Here is a 15,720-nt window from a genome sequence, read left to right on the forward strand (position 1 = left end):
ACATCTGATGATCCTGTCCTATATATCGGACAGGACCCGGCCACGGGCGATCAGGTCATGTCCATCGGACCGGCCCCGGCTGAAGAAAACAGCACAGAGGCGATCCCATACGACGGCCTATATATTATCACACCCGAAATCATTTGGCCACAAAAAAACAAACTTCGCCCCAAGGGACACGGCCATGCCCCCCGTATCAGGCCCGGACCAAACGATCCACGGACTCCCTGAACCCGGCCACGATATCATCCTGACCGGGTACAATCCTGTTTTCCATGAGCACCCGGCCATCACAGATGACCGTATCCACACAATCCCCATTGGCACTGTAAACGACATTGGAAAGCAGGTTGTGATTGGGGATGAGCTGGGGGTGGTCTAAGTCCACGAGCATACAATCGGCGAGCATGCCCTCCCGGATCTCCCCGCAATCGAGCCGGTACATGGCGGCCATATTTTTCGTGGCCATGGCAAAGGCGTCCTGGGCCGGAAGAACCGTGGTGTCCCCGGATATGGATTTGGCCAGCAACGCGGCCAGCTTCATCTCTTCAAACATATCCAGATTGTTGTTCGAGGCACATCCGTCCGTACCAAGCCCGATATTCAGTCCCCTTGCGGCCACGGCTCCATAGTCGAACCCACCGGAAACGAGCTTGCGGTTCGAGGCCGGGTTATGGACGACCTGGACGCGGTTTTGGGCCAGCAAATCGATCTCGTTCTCGCTCAGCCAGACGCAATGGCAGGCCAAGAGACGGTCCGAGAGCATATCCATGGAGTCCAGATATTCCACCGGGGGCAGAGAGTGTTCCTTGCGACAGTTTTCTACCTCCACCCGGGTCTCGCTCAGATGCATGTGGATGAGCAGATTTTTTTCCGCGGCATATTCGGCCACCCAGGCAAGGGAGTCCCTGGAGACCGTATAGATGGCATGGGGCCCCAGGGTGAAAATGATCCTGTCACAGGAAGACGCATAGGCATCATGGAGCTCTTTGACCTGTGTCCTGGCCTGCTCGGCACGGGTTCTGTCCCCAAAATCGAAAAACGCGGCCGACAGCCCCGCCCGGAGCCCCATTTCCTGGACGGCCCGGGCCGTTCCGGGAAAATGCCAGTACATGTCCGCAAAAAACGTGGTCCCGGTACGGATCATCTCCAGGCAGGCAAACTTGGCTCCCCAGTAGACATCCTCTTCGGTCATCCTGGCCTCGATGGGCCAGATATTGTCCTCGAGCCACTCCCCGAGGGGCATATCATCGGCGTATCCCCGCAAAAGGGTCATGGCCGCATGGGTATGCCCGTTCATGAGAGAGGGGAGTATGGCCTTTCCTTTTCCGTCGATACGCGTGCCGGCATGGACGTGGGCAAGGGACCCTATGGCAGAGATACGATTCCCCTCGATAAGAACGTCCTTGGTCTCACCTTCCAGCACAACATCGGATATCAAAATCCCCATCCATTCTCCGTTGGTCATCGTTTGCGCGCAGCATGGGAACCACGGCATCCGGGGTCATTGAGAACACAGATGCACACGGTTGCGTCCCGACCGTTTGGCAACATAGAGGTTGTTATCCGCAGCCTCGAGAAGCTGGTCCGCTGTTTCCCAATGGCCGAGACATCGGGCTCCCCCGACACTGATGGTCAGTCGAATGCGGTTTTTGAGGATCCGGCCCCCGGCATCGCGGATAACGAAATTATACCACCCGACCCGGCTGCAGAGTTCCTCGGCCAGTTCCATGGCCTCCTTGCTCCGGTATCCCACAAGAATGATCGCGAACTCCTCCCCTCCGTAACGGGCGCACATGGCATGCCGGTTTTCGTCCATGGGTCCGGGGCCGGTCGGCCGAAGGGCTTCCCGAAGGATGGCGGCCACGGTGACCAAGGCCTGGTCACCGATACGGTGGCCGTACTCGTCGTTGAAATTCTTGAAATAATCGATATCCGCCATGAGCAGTGTCAACGGGGCGGTACCATTGCGGCTGGCCTTGAACCATTTGGTCAAGGCCAGATCAAAGGCCCTGCGGTTGGGTAACCGGGTCAAGGCATCGGTCATGCTCATTTCGACCAACCCCTTGGCATCACTTTCCATTTTGGATATCAGCCCCCCGAATCCCGATTTGACGCTCTCGACCATGGCCTCGAAGCTGGTCTCTGTCTCCACGGTCTTTATCGTCTCGACCTCGAGTTCCCGGACATCGTCCTTGCGCTGGAGCAAAAGGTTCTTGAATTCGTGCACCCGGTCCAGGGCCTCTTCAAAAGCCGACTGGAGCTCTGCCTTCAAGGGAGCGTTCAGGATATTCTGCTGACGCATGAAAACGGTCCGGAATTGTTCCCCGGAATAATCACGTCCCTCCAGAATGAGATCAAACAACTCCTTGAGCTGTTCCCTCTGTTCCTTGGACAAGAAGTCATGGGCCTCCATGCTTGCCAAATGCATCATGAAGGACCGCCATCTGAAATCAGCCGGCATGCCCGCCCTGTCCATAGCGGCGCTCAAACTGTCAATATCGACCACAAAGCCCCCTTTGCAAAGATGAGAACCCGGTATACTCACCTCTCCATGCATGGATTCTCATATCCAAAGCCTCCAGGTAATGCAAATGGTCCCCCCTCTGGTACCGACCGGGCAAACCACCATCTTACGATAGTATCGGACCAATAAAGAACTGCGGCAAACACTTACAAAAAGTTTGCCGCAGCACCGTCTATTTTTCTTGTGGCGTCAGGGGCCGACCCGCCACCCGCCTATGGATCGCCGGCGCCGAGTCTATGCCCAAGGGCTGATCAGTCCTCGATTCCGACCTTGGTGATCATGACCGTCTCCTTGGGAACATCCTCGTGGAATCCCCAGGCCCCGGTCTCCACACCCTTGATGGCATCAACGACCTCCTTGCCCTCGATCACTTTACCGAAGACCGTGTATCCCCAGCCCTGTTCATTCTTGGCCGTGTGGTTCAAAAACGTGTTGTCCACGGTGTTGATGAAAAACTGGGCGGTTGCCGAATGGGGATCCATGGTCCGGGCCATGGCCACGGTATAGGCCTCGTTCTTGACCCCGTTATCGGCCTCGTTCTTGATAGGCGAAAAGGTCTTCTTTTCCTGCATCTTTTCATCCATGCCCCCGCCCTGGACCATAAAATTCTTGATCACACGGTGGAAGATGGTTCCTTCATAAAACCCCTCTTTGACGTACCGCAGAAAGTTTTTCACGGTCTTTGGTGCCTCGTCCTCGAAAAGCTCCAGAACAATGGCTCCCTTGCTGGTCTCGATCCGTACCACGTCGTTCTCCTTGTTTGTAGGAAATTTGGGAAGTTACAAAATTTGAGGAATGGAGAAAACAGGCACCTGCGCCCAATCATCTCCCAAATCCCACCAATTTCTCTGCCCCCTCAAGCCTCTATAGTCTCTTAACTCTCTAAAATTTCTAAAATCTCTTACATTTCTAAAACACTTCCGCCTGGAACCAGTACACCTCGGTGGCCGTATCCTTCCAGGCTTCCGGGGGGAGTCCCGCCTTGTGACAGGTCTGGGCGAGAAAGGTTTCCCGGTCCCATCCCCACTCGGTGGCCACCTGGGGCAAAAGGAGTCCTGACTTGCCGCCCCGGCGCATGTACAGACCATGGATCCCGGGGGTGATGGCAGAAAGATCCTGCACACGTTCCAGGGGACTCAGGATGGAGATTTCCACCCCAAGACCCCCAAATTCCCCGGCAGTGACGGGTGGGAATCTGGGATCCTCGAAGGCTGCAGAGCAGGCCATTTTGGCCACGGTCTCAACTATGGGTACCTGACCGGCAATATGCCCGATACACCCACGGAGCTGTTTATTCTTGCTCAAGGTGACAAAGGCGCCGTACTTCTCGGTCAGCTTCTGACTGACCGGATCCATGTCCGGTGCAGGACCAAGGCCCAGTCGATGGCCAATACTCTGAACGGCCAGGTTCTTGAGATACCCTTTCTCTCCATCCGTCAATTGGAAACGAAATTTGGTCATGCGTCCCCTCCGTTGTCTTTCTCTGCGCCCCTTGCGTCTTTGCGCGGAAAAATCGTGCCTAAAACCCCTCTTCCAGTGGCGGATTGATGAGGACCCCGTTCTCGGGCAACCCCTTTGCCTCTCCGGCGTTTTCCACAACAACTTTGCGCCCATCGATCCTGAGCCGTCCCTGGGCCAGCCATGCGATGGCCTGCGGATAGATCCTGTGCTCGTATTCGAGGATGCGTTTGCCAAGAGAATCCCCGTCGTCGTCGTGATAGGCCGGGACCACCGCCTGGATAACGATGGGCCCATTGTCCATCTTTTCGTCCACAAAATGGACCGTGCACCCGGCCAATCGGACGCCGAAATCCGCCTGTTGCCTCTGGGCGTTGGTCCCGGCAAAGCTGGGCAGGATGGCCGGGTGGATGTTCAAAATCTTACCCGAAAACGCACCTATAAAGGTCGGCGACAAGATACGCATGAACCCGGCCAGAATCACGGCATCGGCACCTGATTCCCGGATCGTTCCAATCAGGGCGTCATCAAACGCCTCGCGCGAGGAATAATCCACGTGATTGATGACCGTGTAGGGCAGACCATGGATCTTGGCCCGCTCGAGCCCATATGCATCGGGATTGTTGCTGATGACCACGGAGATCCGTGCATCCAGCCGCCTTTCATCAATGGCCTCGATTATTGCGTCGAGATTGGTGCCGCTTCCCGAGATCAATACGGCGATGGGTAGGGTCATGCGTCCTCCTTGAACATCCGCTATCCTGTATCGTAAATCTCCGCATCCAGGTATTACAGCCCCGCAGCCACGGCCGCGGCCAGGGCCGGGACCGTATACTCCTCCGGCTGGATGGTTGCTGTAAAACCATAGGTCGCAAGGGTCTTGGCCGTGATGGGCCCGATGACCGCGATAGTGAGTCCCGTGTCCACATACCCTTGGACCACGTCCGGTTCCACCAGAGAGAAAAAATTCTCCACCGTGGATGAGCTGGTAAAGGTCAGGCAGTGGATCTCCCCGTTTTCCAGCCCGGCCAAAACATCCTTTTTGCCATCCTCGGCAAGCACGGTCTCATACACCGGCAGGACATCCACGGTGCATCCGGATCCGCGCAAGCCTTCAGGCAGCACCTCGCGGGCCTTTTTGGCCCGGGGGACAAGGACCTTCTTGCCCTCGATGCCAAGCCCGAGAAGGCCGTGCACCACGGATTCGGCCACGTATTTTTCGGGTACGAAATCCGGGAATATCCCGCGCGCCCCAAGCTCTTTGGCCGTTGCCGGTCCGATGGCCGCGATCTTCTTGCCGCCCATGGCCCGGGCATCGAGGCCTGCATGCCGCAACTGATTCCAGAAATGGACAACCCCGTTGACCGAGGTGAAAAGAAGCCAGTCATAGGCGTCAAGACCGGCAATGCTCGCCTGAACCCGCGTATAATCGTCCAGCGGCTTGATTGTAATGGTCGGGAATTCAAAACAGCAGGCACCGAGATCACCGAGCATGGCAACCAGGCCGCTTGCCTGCTTTCTGGCCCGGGTGACAACAACACCCTTGCCAAGGAGCGGACGTTTTTCGAAAAAATTCAACCGATCCCGCAGGCAGACCACATGGCCGACCACCAGCAAGGAGGGGGGCTTGATCCCCTGCCTGACCGCATCCTCGGCAATGTCTCCTACCGTGGAGGCCATGGAGAAATGGTGACACGTCGTTCCCCAACGGACCAGGGCCGCCGGGGTATCCGGGTCCATGCCCGCCTGGATGAGGTTGGCCGTTATATGGGGCAGATTCTTGACCCCCATGAAAAAGACCAGGGTGCTCGTGCCCTTGGCCAGGGATTCCCATTTGTGCACGCTCTCGCCCTTGGTGGGGTCCTCGTGGCCGGTGATAAACGAGACCGAAGAAGCGTATTTCCGGTGCGTCAGGGGAATGCCCGCATAGGCGGGACCGGCAACCGCCGAGGTGACCCCCGGGACGACCTCGAAATCGATGCCCGCATCCAGGAGCTCTTCCCCCTCCTCGGCACCGCGACCAAAAATATACGGATCCCCGCCCTTGAGCCGGGCGACAATGTTTCCTTCTTTGGCCTTATGAACGATGAGCTCGTTGATCTTGTCCTGGGGGAGGGTGTGGTCCCCGCCCTTCTTGCCCACATAGATGATTTCGGCCCCGTCCCGACAATAATCGAGGAATGCCTTGTTGGCCAAGTAGTCATAGATGACCACGTCGGCCTTTTCCAGAATCTCCCTGCCCTTGACGGTCAACAGGCCGGGATCCCCGGGACCCGCACCGATGAGATAGACATATGCCATGATTATTCTCCGATAATGTCCCGAAGTCTGGCCTGCAGGCCCTCGAGTTTTTCCCGTTTTTCACCAAATTCCTTTGCCTTGGCCTCTTCCTTGGCCACCACCCCGGCCGGGGCCTTGTCCAAAAAGCCCTTGTTGGCCAGTTTCTTGGTCACCCGGTCAAGCTCCTTGGACAGTTTGGCAAGTTCCTTGGAGAGCCGGGCCAGTTCCGCGTCGAAATCGACCATGCCTTCCAAGGGAACATAGATTTCATGGCCCTTGACCACGGCGGTGGCGCACCCCTTGGGGGGATCGAGTTCGGCCTCCACCAGGATGGATTCCAGGCGGGCCAGGTTGGCGATCTCCTGCTCATGATCCAGAACAAAGGACGCGTCATCGCCCCCGGCCTCGATGAGAAGCTCGACCTTCTTGGCCGGTTCCACGCCGAGTTCGGAGCGGATATTTCTGACAGCCACCACGAGCTGCTGCAAGAATTCCATGCGTGCGGCAGCCTCCTTGTTCTCCAGATCCGGGTTCAGGGCAGGGTAGAGTTCTTCGGCCAGATTGTCCTGCGCGGTTCCGGGCACATGGGACCAGATCTCCTGGCTGACGAAGGGCACCACGGGATGGAGCAGGATCAGGGTCTCGCGCAGAATATGGCCCAGACAGCCCCGGGCCTTCTGCTTGGCCCCTTCGTCCTCCCCGTAGAGTTCGGGCTTGATCATCTCCAGATACCAGTCACAGAACTCATGCCACACAAACTGGTACATGGTCCCGGCGTACTCGTTGAACTGGTATCCCTCGATGGCCTTCTTGACGTCAACCTTGACCTCCTCGAGCCGGTCCAGAATCCATGCGTGGTGCAATCCTCTGGTTCCTGCCGCATCGAGGGAAGGGGTGGAACCGTCCAGATGCATGAGGGAGAACCGGGCCGCATTCCAGATCTTGTTGATGAAATGCCGGTACCCTTCGATACGGTCCTCGGCCAGTTTGATGTCCCTGCCCATGGCCGCAAACGAGGTCAGGGTGAACCGGAAGGCATCGGTGCCGTACTTGTCGATGGTGGTCAACGGATCGATGACATTGCCCGTGGACTTGCTCATCTTCTTGCCATGGGCATCCCTGACCAAGGCGTGGATATACACGTCGTCAAAGGGGATTTCGTCCATGAAATGGAGGCCCATCATCATCATGCGCGCGACCCAAAAAAAGAGGATGTCAAAACCCGTGACCAGCACCGAGGTGGGATAGAAAGTTGCAAGCTCCGGCGTCTTGTCGGGCCAGCCCAGGGTAGAAAAGGGCCACAGGGCCGAAGAAAACCAGGTGTCGAGGACATCTTCTTCCTGAACGAGGTGTGTGCTCTGACAATGGGGACAGGAGGTCGGGTCTTCCTTGGCAACGATGAGCCTGCCGCAGTCCTCGCAGGTCCAGGCCGGGATGCGATGGCCCCACCATATCTGCCGGGAGATGCACCAGTCCCTGATATTGTCCAGCCATTCATAATAGGTCTTGTCCCAGTGCGCGGGATAGATTTTTGTCCTGCCGTCTTCCACTGCCTTTCTGGCCGCCTTGGCAAGGGGGGCGGTGGCCACGAACCACTGTTGGGAAACATAGGGTTCGATGGCGGTTTTGCACCGGTAGCAATGACCCACCGAATGGGCGTACTCCTGTTTACCCACCAGAAAACCACCCTCTTCGAGCATGGCCAAGATCTTGTCCCGGCAGGCGAACCGGTCCAATCCGGCAAATCCAGCCCCCGCGTCCTCGGTCATCATCCCCTTGTCGTCGATGACCTGGATGGTCGGAAGGTCATGTTTCCTGCCCAGGGCAAAGTCGTTCATGTCATGGGCCGGGGTGACCTTGAGACAGGCCGTGCCGAATCCACGGTCCACATAGGGATCGGCGATGATGGGGATCTCGCGGTCCAAAATGGGCAGGATGAGCTTCTTGCCCACCAGATGGGTATACCGTTCGTCCTCGGGATGCACGGCAACCGCCGTATCCCCGGGGATGGTCTCGGGCCTCGTGGTGGCGATGACCACCCCGCCGGTCCCGTCGGCCAAGGGATAACGGACCTCATAAAGCCCGCCCGGGATCTCCTTGTGGTCCACCTCGATATCGGCCAGGGCGGTATGACAACGCGGGCACCAATTGATGATGTAGTTCCCCTTGTAGATGAGCCCCTCGTCATAGAGACGAACAAAAACTTCGCGCACGGCCCTTGAAAGCCCCTCGTCCATGGTGAACCGGGTTCTGGTCCAGTCGACCGAAGCCCCCATGCGCCGGATCTGGTTCAGGATGGCGTTGCCGTACTCCTCCTTCCACTCCCAGACCCGCTCGACGAATTGTTCCCGTCCCACGTCGTCCCGGGACTTGCCCTCTTGGGCCAGCGTCTTCTCGACCACGTTCTGGGTGGCAATACCGGCGTGGTCGGTCCCGGGCACCCAGAGCACATTTTTACCCTGCTGCCGGTAGAACCGGCAAAGAATATCCTGCAGGGTCAGATTCAGGGCGTGTCCCATGTGCAACTTGCCCGTGACGTTGGGCGGAGGGATGACAATACAGTAGGGGTCTTTCTCGGACTCGGGGTTGGGGGTAAAGGTCTTGTTCTCCTCCCAATACGCAAGCCATCGGTCCTCGACATCTGCGGGCTCATAGCCCTTGGGCAACGCATTTTCTGCCATGATCACTCCGTTATCAAAAAACAACGCAAAATTTGAATGATTGAGTATATATCTACGAAAAAAAACAACGAGCGCAGCCAAACGAGCAGGCACCGATCACATTGTCTGTGTGCATATCTCATGTATCGCTGCAGCCGTAGCAGCCGTAGTCCTGAAGGGCAGGTATGGAACCTGCCCCTACGTTCTCCCGTCTCCTGTCTCCCGATCTCCCTAACGGGCAGGCATGGAACCTGCCCCTACGCGATTGCAGCCCCCGGACCGGCTCCGGCGTGCATTCCTTTCCCGGTCTCCCTTTCTCCCGTCCGTCGCATCCCTTGCTCCCGGGGCAACCTCTTGGTAGCATCCGGTCCATGCATACAAACACAGGTCACATCTACATGCTCTGGGACGAATCCCATCTCTGGGGGCTATTGCTCAGACATACCCTACGTGCCTGGCAGTTGCCCCTTAGCATCATCCAGACATCCCAGATACGCGATGGTCTGCTTGAAAAACTCCCTCCGTCGGTGCTCATGGTCCCGGGCGGATGGGCCAGGCTCAAGTCAAAAAAACTCGGGCGGGCAGGCAGGCAGGCCATCCGTGGGTATGTGACTAACGGCGGCCATTATATCGGATTCTGCGGGGGGGCCGGGCTTGGTCTGCGCCACGACGGGGAACACAGAAATCTGGAGTTCTGTTCCTGGGGCAAAAAACCCTATAAGGAGCGCGTCCCCAATTTCAGCGGCCACCTTTATACCAGGGTCTTTGCGCCTGCAACCCCCGGTGAACGCAGGTTGAAACTCCCGGCCTGGTGGCCCGCCCAGCTCGACGGCCAGGAGAACGAAAGGGTCCGGGTCCTTGCCCGGTACGAACGGCCTGCCAGGGATTTCTGGGCCGCCGACCTGAACCTGGGCCAATGTCCTGCCTCGGACCTCGCTGCATGGGAATCCGTCTACGGTATCAAGCTCGACCCGGATCCCCTCAAGGGAGAACCGTGCCTCATCGGGGGCGATTACGGCAAGGGGTCCTTTGTCCTTGGCTATGTCCACCCCGAAACCCCGGATTCCCACCAGGCCAACCAGCTTCTGGCCGGCCTTCTTGAACAACGCACGCCCGGTCTCGTGATCCCGGAAAAAACATCACCCGTCTGGGACATTGCCCGGCGTGATGTCGAGTGGCCCAACCGGGAGCTTCAGGAGGTCCGGGAATGTCTTGAAGCCATCATCACCCTGGCCAGGGACAACTTCCTCATGTCCTGGCGGCTGCCGTGGCTTCTTGGCTGGCGGCGGGGCATTCCGGGTTCGCAGATAAATTTTCTCTATGCCATGGTCAGAGAGGCCCTGGCCTGCAGCCCGACCACACAGGCCCGGTCCTATTGGCACGATACAGGCCCTGGATGCGTGGCCCTGGCCTCACGGTTTGCCACCCAGGTATGCGCATATCTCATGCACGAGCGGCTCGTCCTGGCCACAGAGGGACAGTCCTCGCCCGCAACCAGCGGATGCCCGAGGCAGGAAACCGAACGCAGCAGACTGTTTGGCCGTTTTCCCGGATATGGGGGCATGTACGGGGATATCCTGACCACCCTTGACCGGTTACTCTGGCTCCTTGTCCGCGATCCCGCCCTTTAAATCCCTTATAAGCCCTTCACGTAGACGAACAAAGGGTGCATCGCCCGGCAGAAGCCCAAAAAGCCGGTCCAGATACCCCCGCTCAAGCACCTGCCCTCTGGTCCATGAAAAGCTCAAGGCATAGGACCAGGAAACGAGAAGCAGTTTGAAATCGTTTACAAATCGCATGGATGTGTATTCGACCATCTCCCTGGCCGCAACCTGATCAAAGACGGACGGGGTGAATCTCACAGGATCGGGATCGAGCCCCAGCCGGATGACCGGATTGTCCGGTGCCCCCGGGGCCAGCTTGGCCAGCACCACAGGCACGATATCGAGCTTGTCCGCATCCCTGACCGCACGGGTGATGCGTCCCAATGGCTCGCCCAGGTCATCGGGCAGCTCCTTCTTGTTATGCAGCCTGACCGCTTCAAGAATAATCGTCCGTACGCCCCCATCCAGCCCATCGAGAATATCTTCGGATTCCAACACCTCCCGCCCCAGATCGCCGTGGTCAACGGACAGGGGATCGCAATAGGTCTTGAACCGGTCGTACTGACTGAACCGCCCCACATCGTGGAGCAGGGCACACAGATGGACCAGTCTTGCGGCCTCGGGCCCGAACCCTCCATGCGCGGTTATCCCCCGGGCCTCGGCCAGCACCCGCAGGGAATGGTCCACCTTGAGATCGATATTCTCCTGGTCCTTGGGCTGTTTTTGCCCAAACCGTGCGGCATAGGCCAAAAACCAATCCTGGTAATCCTGTATATCCATCGTCCTTTTCTCTACGACATACCCCAATATGGGTGTTCTCAAATCCTGAAAAAAAACGTTGTCCCTTTACGAATGGAAAAGATGTTACCCGCCGGCATCTCCGGAGACAAGGCATCTCCCCTGTCTCCACAAAAAATCCGGACCCGGACTGCGGACATCGGATCGCTAGGGCTCAAGCCCCCCCGTCCTTGATTCTCCCGACTCCTGTCTTCTATCCTGCCCCCTCATGCCCCGAACCAAATCCTCAACACATACAACCAGCCCGACACGGTAACCAGAGAGGTCAGGGTAGACACAAAAATAGCCGATCCCGCCACCCGGGTGTCCCCACCGAGTTCACCGACCATGACATAGGAAATCATGGCCGTGGGCATGGCGGCAAGGAGCACACCCGCAGCAAGATCAACCCCGGTCACTCCCAGCCAGAGCAGGCAGACAAGGGCACCAAGGGGCATGAACACATTCTTGAACAGGGTGATCAGGATAACTTCCGGGGAAAACCGCACGGGCTGGGGGGCAAAACTGCCCCCGATGGCCACCAGGGCCAGGGGGAGAGTCATCTCGGCCACCAGACCAAGTCCCGTATCCAGGGCACCAGGCAGGTTCACTCCAAAAAGAACAACCACGCTTCCGGCGGCGGCCGACTGGATGAGCGGATTGAGTAAGAATTCCCTCACCCAGAAAGCTCTCCCCCGGCTGCCACAAGAGGTTCTGGCCGCAGAAAGAACCGCGATGGAAAGGATATTCACGGGTGCGACCAAGCAGGCCAGCAAAAGCCCGGCCCTTACCAGCCCCTGGTCACCGAGTCCGTAATAGATGACGGCAAGCCCCATGTAGGCCATGTTGCCCCTGGAACCGGCCTGGCTGAACACGCCGACCACCCCCTTGGAATATCCGGCCATCCTGGCAAATCCATAGCTCGCCCCAAAGGTGAGCACGAGCGCTCCGATGGACCCGACGATGAGCATGGGATTGAAGGCCATGTCCACGGGGACGGCGGCTATTTTCACAAAGAGCAGACAAGGAAGGCATACATAATACAAGAGGCGGTTGGCGTCAGCAAGAAAGGTATCGCCCACAAGCCCCTTACGCCGTATTGCGTACCCGAGCCCCATGACCAGAAAGACCGGAAGGATGGTGGTTACAATGGAGGGGAACACAGCGACCGGCTCAGGTAAAACTCTTGTAGAACACCTTGTGAACCAGGATGGCAAAGCCATTGTCGTCTTCAACGGCCTTGATCACAGCCCCGGGATTAAGGGCCTGATCCATGGCCAGCTCACCAAGTCGGTGCATCTCATCCTGGAGCTTGTCCTCCATGGCCTCGAACCGTTCCACCTCTATCCAATCTTCCATAACAGACCTCGTTGTCTTATTTTTTCCAGAATTCAGGCACAAAAAGCACAATGACCGTATACACTTCCAAACGCCCCAGGACCATGCAAAGGATCAGGACCCATTTGGCAAACACCGGAATATGGGCAAAATTGTCCGTGGGCCCGACACTGCCAAGCCCCGGACCGATATTGCCGATACACGCCAGAACCGCGCTCACCGAACTGAGCACATCCACCCCGGTCGCGGCCACCAAGAGTGTCGAAATAACCAGGAGCCCGAGAAAGAGGACAAAAAAGCCCCAGACACCGCTCAGGATCTCGGGCTTGACCAGCCGGTCCCCGATCTTGACGTTTCTCACCCCCCTTGGATGGATGAGTCTAAAAAGTTCCCTGTACCCCTGCTTGAAAAGGAGCATGATCCGCATGCACTTCATCCCCCCGCTCGTGGACCCGGCACACCCGCCGATGAACATGGAAAAAAGGAGCAGAAGCTGGGGCAGGGGGAGCCAGAGTTCATAATCTGACGTCCCGTAGCCGGTGGTCGTCAGGATAGAGATGACCTGGAACACGGAATAGCGGAATGATTCAGTCAGGGAAGGATAGAGCGAACCAAGGTTGACCAGGGTGCAGATGGCAACGATGAGGCCAGCGAGCAGGAGAAAAAACCTGAACTCGGGGTCTTTGAGCAAGAAGAGGGGCTTGCCGCGGAGCAGGTTGAAATGCAGAGCGAAATTGATCCCCGCCAGAAACATGAACAGGGTGATCACCCCGTCGATATATGCCGAATCATACCATCCTATGGACGTATTCTTGGTGGAGAACCCCCCCGTGGCCAGGGTCCCGAAAGAATGGCACAGCCCGTCGAAAAAATCCATCCCCCCGAACATGAGGAGCAATGTTTCCAACAGGGTGAAAAAGACATACACCTTCCACAGGGTGACAGCGGTGTCCTTGATCCGTGGCCGCAGTTTATCCGGCACGGGTCCCGGCACCTCGGCCTTGTACAGCTGCATCCCCCCGACACCGAGAAAGGGCAATATGGCCAGGGAGAGGACAATAATCCCCATCCCCCCGAGCCAGTGGGTCAGACTGCGCCACATGAGCAGTCCCTTGGGCACGGCCTCGATGTCCGTCAGGATGGAGGCCCCTGTTGTCGTGAACCCGGAAAAGGATTCAAAGACCGCGTCCGTGAAACAACCGATCCCGCCAAGGCAGAAAGGGATGGCCCCAAAAATCCCTGCAGCGGCCCAGCCAAGGGCGACCACGGCCATCCCCTCGCGGTGGTTGAGGGGTTTGGGGGTCGAGGGACGCAGTCCTACAATGAGGCCGGACCCTACGGCCAGGGTCAGAACAATCCCATAGACAAGGGGAAGGGTCCCGCCGTCCCGGTAATAGAGGGAAAAAACCAGGGGCACGGCCATGGACATGGCCACAAAGGCCAGGATGACACCGACGAGATAGAGGGTCTGGGCCCAACGCATCAGAGCTGCTCCAGGGTGACGGTGAGGGCCTTTTCCACCTTGGCGATGCTCTCACGCCGGGTGAGCAGTATGACCCGGTCCTGGGGCTTGATGATATCGTCTCCCGTGGGAATGATCACCGTGTCACCGCGCATGATGCACAGGACAATCGCCCCCCGGGGGAACGAGAGGTCCTTGATCGGCTTGCCGACCAGATCACACCGGTCCTGGGCGATGGCCTCCAGGGCCTCGGCCTCGTCCTTGATGGCCACAGAAGAGATGACGTTGCCCTTGCGCACGTGTTTGAGCAGACTGTTCACTGCAGAAAGCCTGGGACTGACGATATGTTCGATCCCTATGGCCCTGACCAGGGGAATATACTCGGACTTGTTGATCCGGGTGATACACTTGTCCACCCCCAAACTCTTGGCCAGCAGGGAGGCCAGGATATTGGTCTCTTCGCTCCCGGTCACCGTGATGACCGCATCCAGGCTGTTGACGTTCTCCTCTTCGAGTATCTCCTTGTCCGTGCCATCACCACAAAGAACGACCGTCTTGTCCAGATGTTCGGCCAAAAACTCGCAGCGGTCCCCATCCTGGTCGACCAGTTTGACATTCACGGACATCTTTTCCAGGGCGTGGGCCAGTTTGAACCCGATATTCCCCCCCCCGACGATGAGCACGTCGTGCCATCCGGCCCGGGCCGGGGAAAAATCCTTGAGCAGCGAACGGGCGTCCTTGTCCTCGCAGGCCAGATAGATGAGATCGCCTGAGCGGATATAGTCCATACCCGTGGGGATGATCAGGTCGTTGCCCCGAATGATGGCCGCAACAATAAACCGGACATCGCCGATCTTCTGACGGAGATCGATCAACCGGGTATCCGCCAGTTCGTTTTCCCCGCCGATCCAAAGACCGAGGAGCTTGATCCGTCCATCGGCGAATTCGTTCAGATCAGTGGCACCGGGGGTTCCGAGCAACCCGGAAATGGTCTTGACCACCTCCAGTTCGGGATTGATGATCGTTCCGAGATGGAGCTCTCGATTGAGGACATCCTGATAGCGCAAAACATCCTGGCTTCTGATCCGGGCCAGCTTGGTGATCCCCGGCGCGAGGAGATTGGCAAAGGTGCAGGCAGTGAGATTGGTCTCGTCGCTGTCGGTCACGGCCAGAAAGATCTCCGCCTCCATGATCCCGGCATGCTTGAGTACCTCCGGACTGCTCCCGGATCCCTCCAGGATCTGGACGTCCACAGCGTCCTGCAACCGGCCCAGTACTTTGGGATTCCGGTCGATGACCACGACTTCCTTGTTTTCCGATGCAAGACGCCTGGCGCAATGGAACCCCACTTCACCGGCCCCGACAATGATAATCTTCAAAACCATACCTCTGTGAGAAAGAAACGCTTGAAGGTCCCGGCCTCCAGATAGGAAGTCGGGGAACAAGGCCACCGGACACCCGTCAGTCCGGACTTGATCCGGGGTCTCCCTACGGCTGGGCACTTTTTTGGGAGCCGAAAGAACTGGACGGCGGCCAAGACACCGGCCTTTGCCGGGATGCCGACAATAAAATGACGGCAATCGCCGCACATGCACCCCGACAAACGGTAACCTT

The 15,720-nt window shown here is 57.9% G+C and carries 13 protein-coding genes; 1 reads left to right on the top strand and 12 read right to left on the bottom strand.

Annotated elements, in window-relative coordinates; all coding sequences use genetic code 11:
* Positions 1–196 precede the first annotated feature (196 nt).
* The 7 genes from ACY692_RS01100 to ACY692_RS01130 form a co-directional block, all read right to left on the bottom strand.
* Positions 197–1,450 (bottom strand): amidohydrolase, encoded by a 1,254-nt coding sequence (locus ACY692_RS01100; protein ID WP_462323482.1) that lies wholly within the window; start codon positions 1,448–1,450, stop codon positions 197–199.
* A gap of 54 nt (positions 1,451–1,504) precedes the next feature.
* The gene (locus tag ACY692_RS01105) at positions 1,505–2,509 is read right to left on the bottom strand and encodes a GGDEF domain-containing protein (protein ID WP_462323483.1); all 1,005 of its coding nucleotides are present in this window, start codon (positions 2,507–2,509) and stop codon (positions 1,505–1,507) included.
* A 269-nt stretch (positions 2,510–2,778) separates the two neighbouring features.
* Positions 2,779–3,273 carry a peptidylprolyl isomerase gene (locus ACY692_RS01110; RefSeq protein WP_462323484.1) on the bottom strand — a complete coding sequence of 165 codons (495 nt, stop codon included), beginning with the start codon at positions 3,271–3,273 and terminating at the stop codon, positions 2,779–2,781.
* Positions 3,274–3,436: 163 nt separating this feature from the next.
* Positions 3,437–3,988 carry an AmmeMemoRadiSam system protein A gene (amrA, locus tag ACY692_RS01115; protein WP_462323485.1) on the bottom strand — a complete coding sequence of 184 codons (552 nt, stop codon included), beginning with the start codon at positions 3,986–3,988 and terminating at the stop codon, positions 3,437–3,439.
* Positions 3,989–4,046: 58 nt separating this feature from the next.
* Positions 4,047–4,721 (bottom strand): phosphoribosylglycinamide formyltransferase, encoded by a 675-nt coding sequence (gene purN, locus ACY692_RS01120; protein ID WP_462323486.1) that lies wholly within the window; start codon positions 4,719–4,721, stop codon positions 4,047–4,049.
* 53 nt (positions 4,722–4,774) lie between these two features.
* Entirely contained in the window at positions 4,775–6,286 is a 1,512-nt protein-coding gene (cobA, locus tag ACY692_RS01125) for a uroporphyrinogen-III C-methyltransferase (protein WP_462323487.1), read from the bottom strand.
* Positions 6,287–6,288: 2 nt separating this feature from the next.
* Positions 6,289–8,946: a valine--tRNA ligase gene (locus ACY692_RS01130; protein WP_462323488.1), complete on the bottom strand. Its 2,658-nt coding sequence runs from the start codon at positions 8,944–8,946 to the stop codon at positions 6,289–6,291.
* Between the two features lie 350 nt (positions 8,947–9,296).
* On the opposite strand from ACY692_RS01130, the gene ACY692_RS01135 reads away from it, so the two are divergent.
* Complete coding sequence (locus tag ACY692_RS01135; protein WP_462323489.1) at positions 9,297–10,556, top strand: BPL-N domain-containing protein; 1,260 nt, start codon at positions 9,297–9,299, stop codon at positions 10,554–10,556.
* On the opposite strand, the gene ACY692_RS01140 is transcribed toward ACY692_RS01135, so the two are convergent.
* The 5 genes from ACY692_RS01140 to trkA form a co-directional block, all read right to left on the bottom strand.
* Positions 10,521–11,309, bottom strand: a complete 789-nt coding sequence (locus tag ACY692_RS01140; protein WP_462323490.1) for an HD domain-containing protein — start codon at positions 11,307–11,309, stop codon at positions 10,521–10,523. The two genes, ACY692_RS01135 and ACY692_RS01140, sit on opposite strands and share 36 nt — an antisense overlap.
* 224 nt (positions 11,310–11,533) lie before the next feature.
* On the bottom strand, positions 11,534–12,469 hold the full coding sequence (locus ACY692_RS01145) for an AEC family transporter (RefSeq protein WP_462323491.1): 936 nt from the start codon (positions 12,467–12,469) through the stop codon (positions 11,534–11,536).
* 10 nt (positions 12,470–12,479) lie between these two features.
* Positions 12,480–12,665 carry a hypothetical protein gene (locus ACY692_RS01150; protein ID WP_462323492.1) on the bottom strand — a complete coding sequence of 62 codons (186 nt, stop codon included), beginning with the start codon at positions 12,663–12,665 and terminating at the stop codon, positions 12,480–12,482.
* A gap of 16 nt (positions 12,666–12,681) precedes the next feature.
* A complete protein-coding gene (locus tag ACY692_RS01155) occupies positions 12,682–14,127 on the bottom strand; it encodes a TrkH family potassium uptake protein (RefSeq protein ID WP_462323493.1) in 1,446 nt (481 codons plus the stop codon).
* Entirely contained in the window at positions 14,127–15,491 is a 1,365-nt protein-coding gene (trkA, locus tag ACY692_RS01160; protein WP_462323494.1) for a Trk system potassium transporter TrkA, read from the bottom strand. Before trkA ends, ACY692_RS01155 begins: the two co-directional genes overlap by 1 nt.
* Positions 15,492–15,720 lie beyond the last annotated feature (229 nt).

Source organism: Desulfoplanes sp. (assembly GCF_054921335.1).

Excerpts from the sequence above, each read along its gene's own strand:
- ACY692_RS01150 (WP_462323492.1), bottom strand. The coding sequence starts at position 12,665 with ATGGAAGATTGGATAGAGGTGGAACGGTTCGAGGCCATGGAGGACAAG.
- ACY692_RS01140 (WP_462323490.1), bottom strand. The coding sequence starts at position 11,309 with ATGGATATACAGGATTACCAGGATTGGTTTTTGGCCTATGCCGCACGG.
- amrA (WP_462323485.1), bottom strand. The coding sequence starts at position 3,988 with ATGACCAAATTTCGTTTCCAATTGACGGATGGAGAGAAAGGGTATCTC.
- trkA (WP_462323494.1), bottom strand. The coding sequence starts at position 15,491 with ATGGTTTTGAAGATTATCATTGTCGGGGCCGGTGAAGTGGGGTTCCAT.
- ACY692_RS01135 (WP_462323489.1), top strand. The coding sequence starts at position 9,297 with ATGCATACAAACACAGGTCACATCTACATGCTCTGGGACGAATCCCAT.
- cobA (WP_462323487.1), bottom strand. The coding sequence starts at position 6,286 with ATGGCATATGTCTATCTCATCGGTGCGGGTCCCGGGGATCCCGGCCTG.
- ACY692_RS01155 (WP_462323493.1), bottom strand. The coding sequence starts at position 14,127 with ATGCGTTGGGCCCAGACCCTCTATCTCGTCGGTGTCATCCTGGCCTTT.
- purN (WP_462323486.1), bottom strand. The coding sequence starts at position 4,721 with ATGACCCTACCCATCGCCGTATTGATCTCGGGAAGCGGCACCAATCTC.
- ACY692_RS01100 (WP_462323482.1), bottom strand. The coding sequence starts at position 1,450 with ATGGGGATTTTGATATCCGATGTTGTGCTGGAAGGTGAGACCAAGGAC.
- ACY692_RS01130 (WP_462323488.1), bottom strand. The coding sequence starts at position 8,946 with ATGGCAGAAAATGCGTTGCCCAAGGGCTATGAGCCCGCAGATGTCGAG.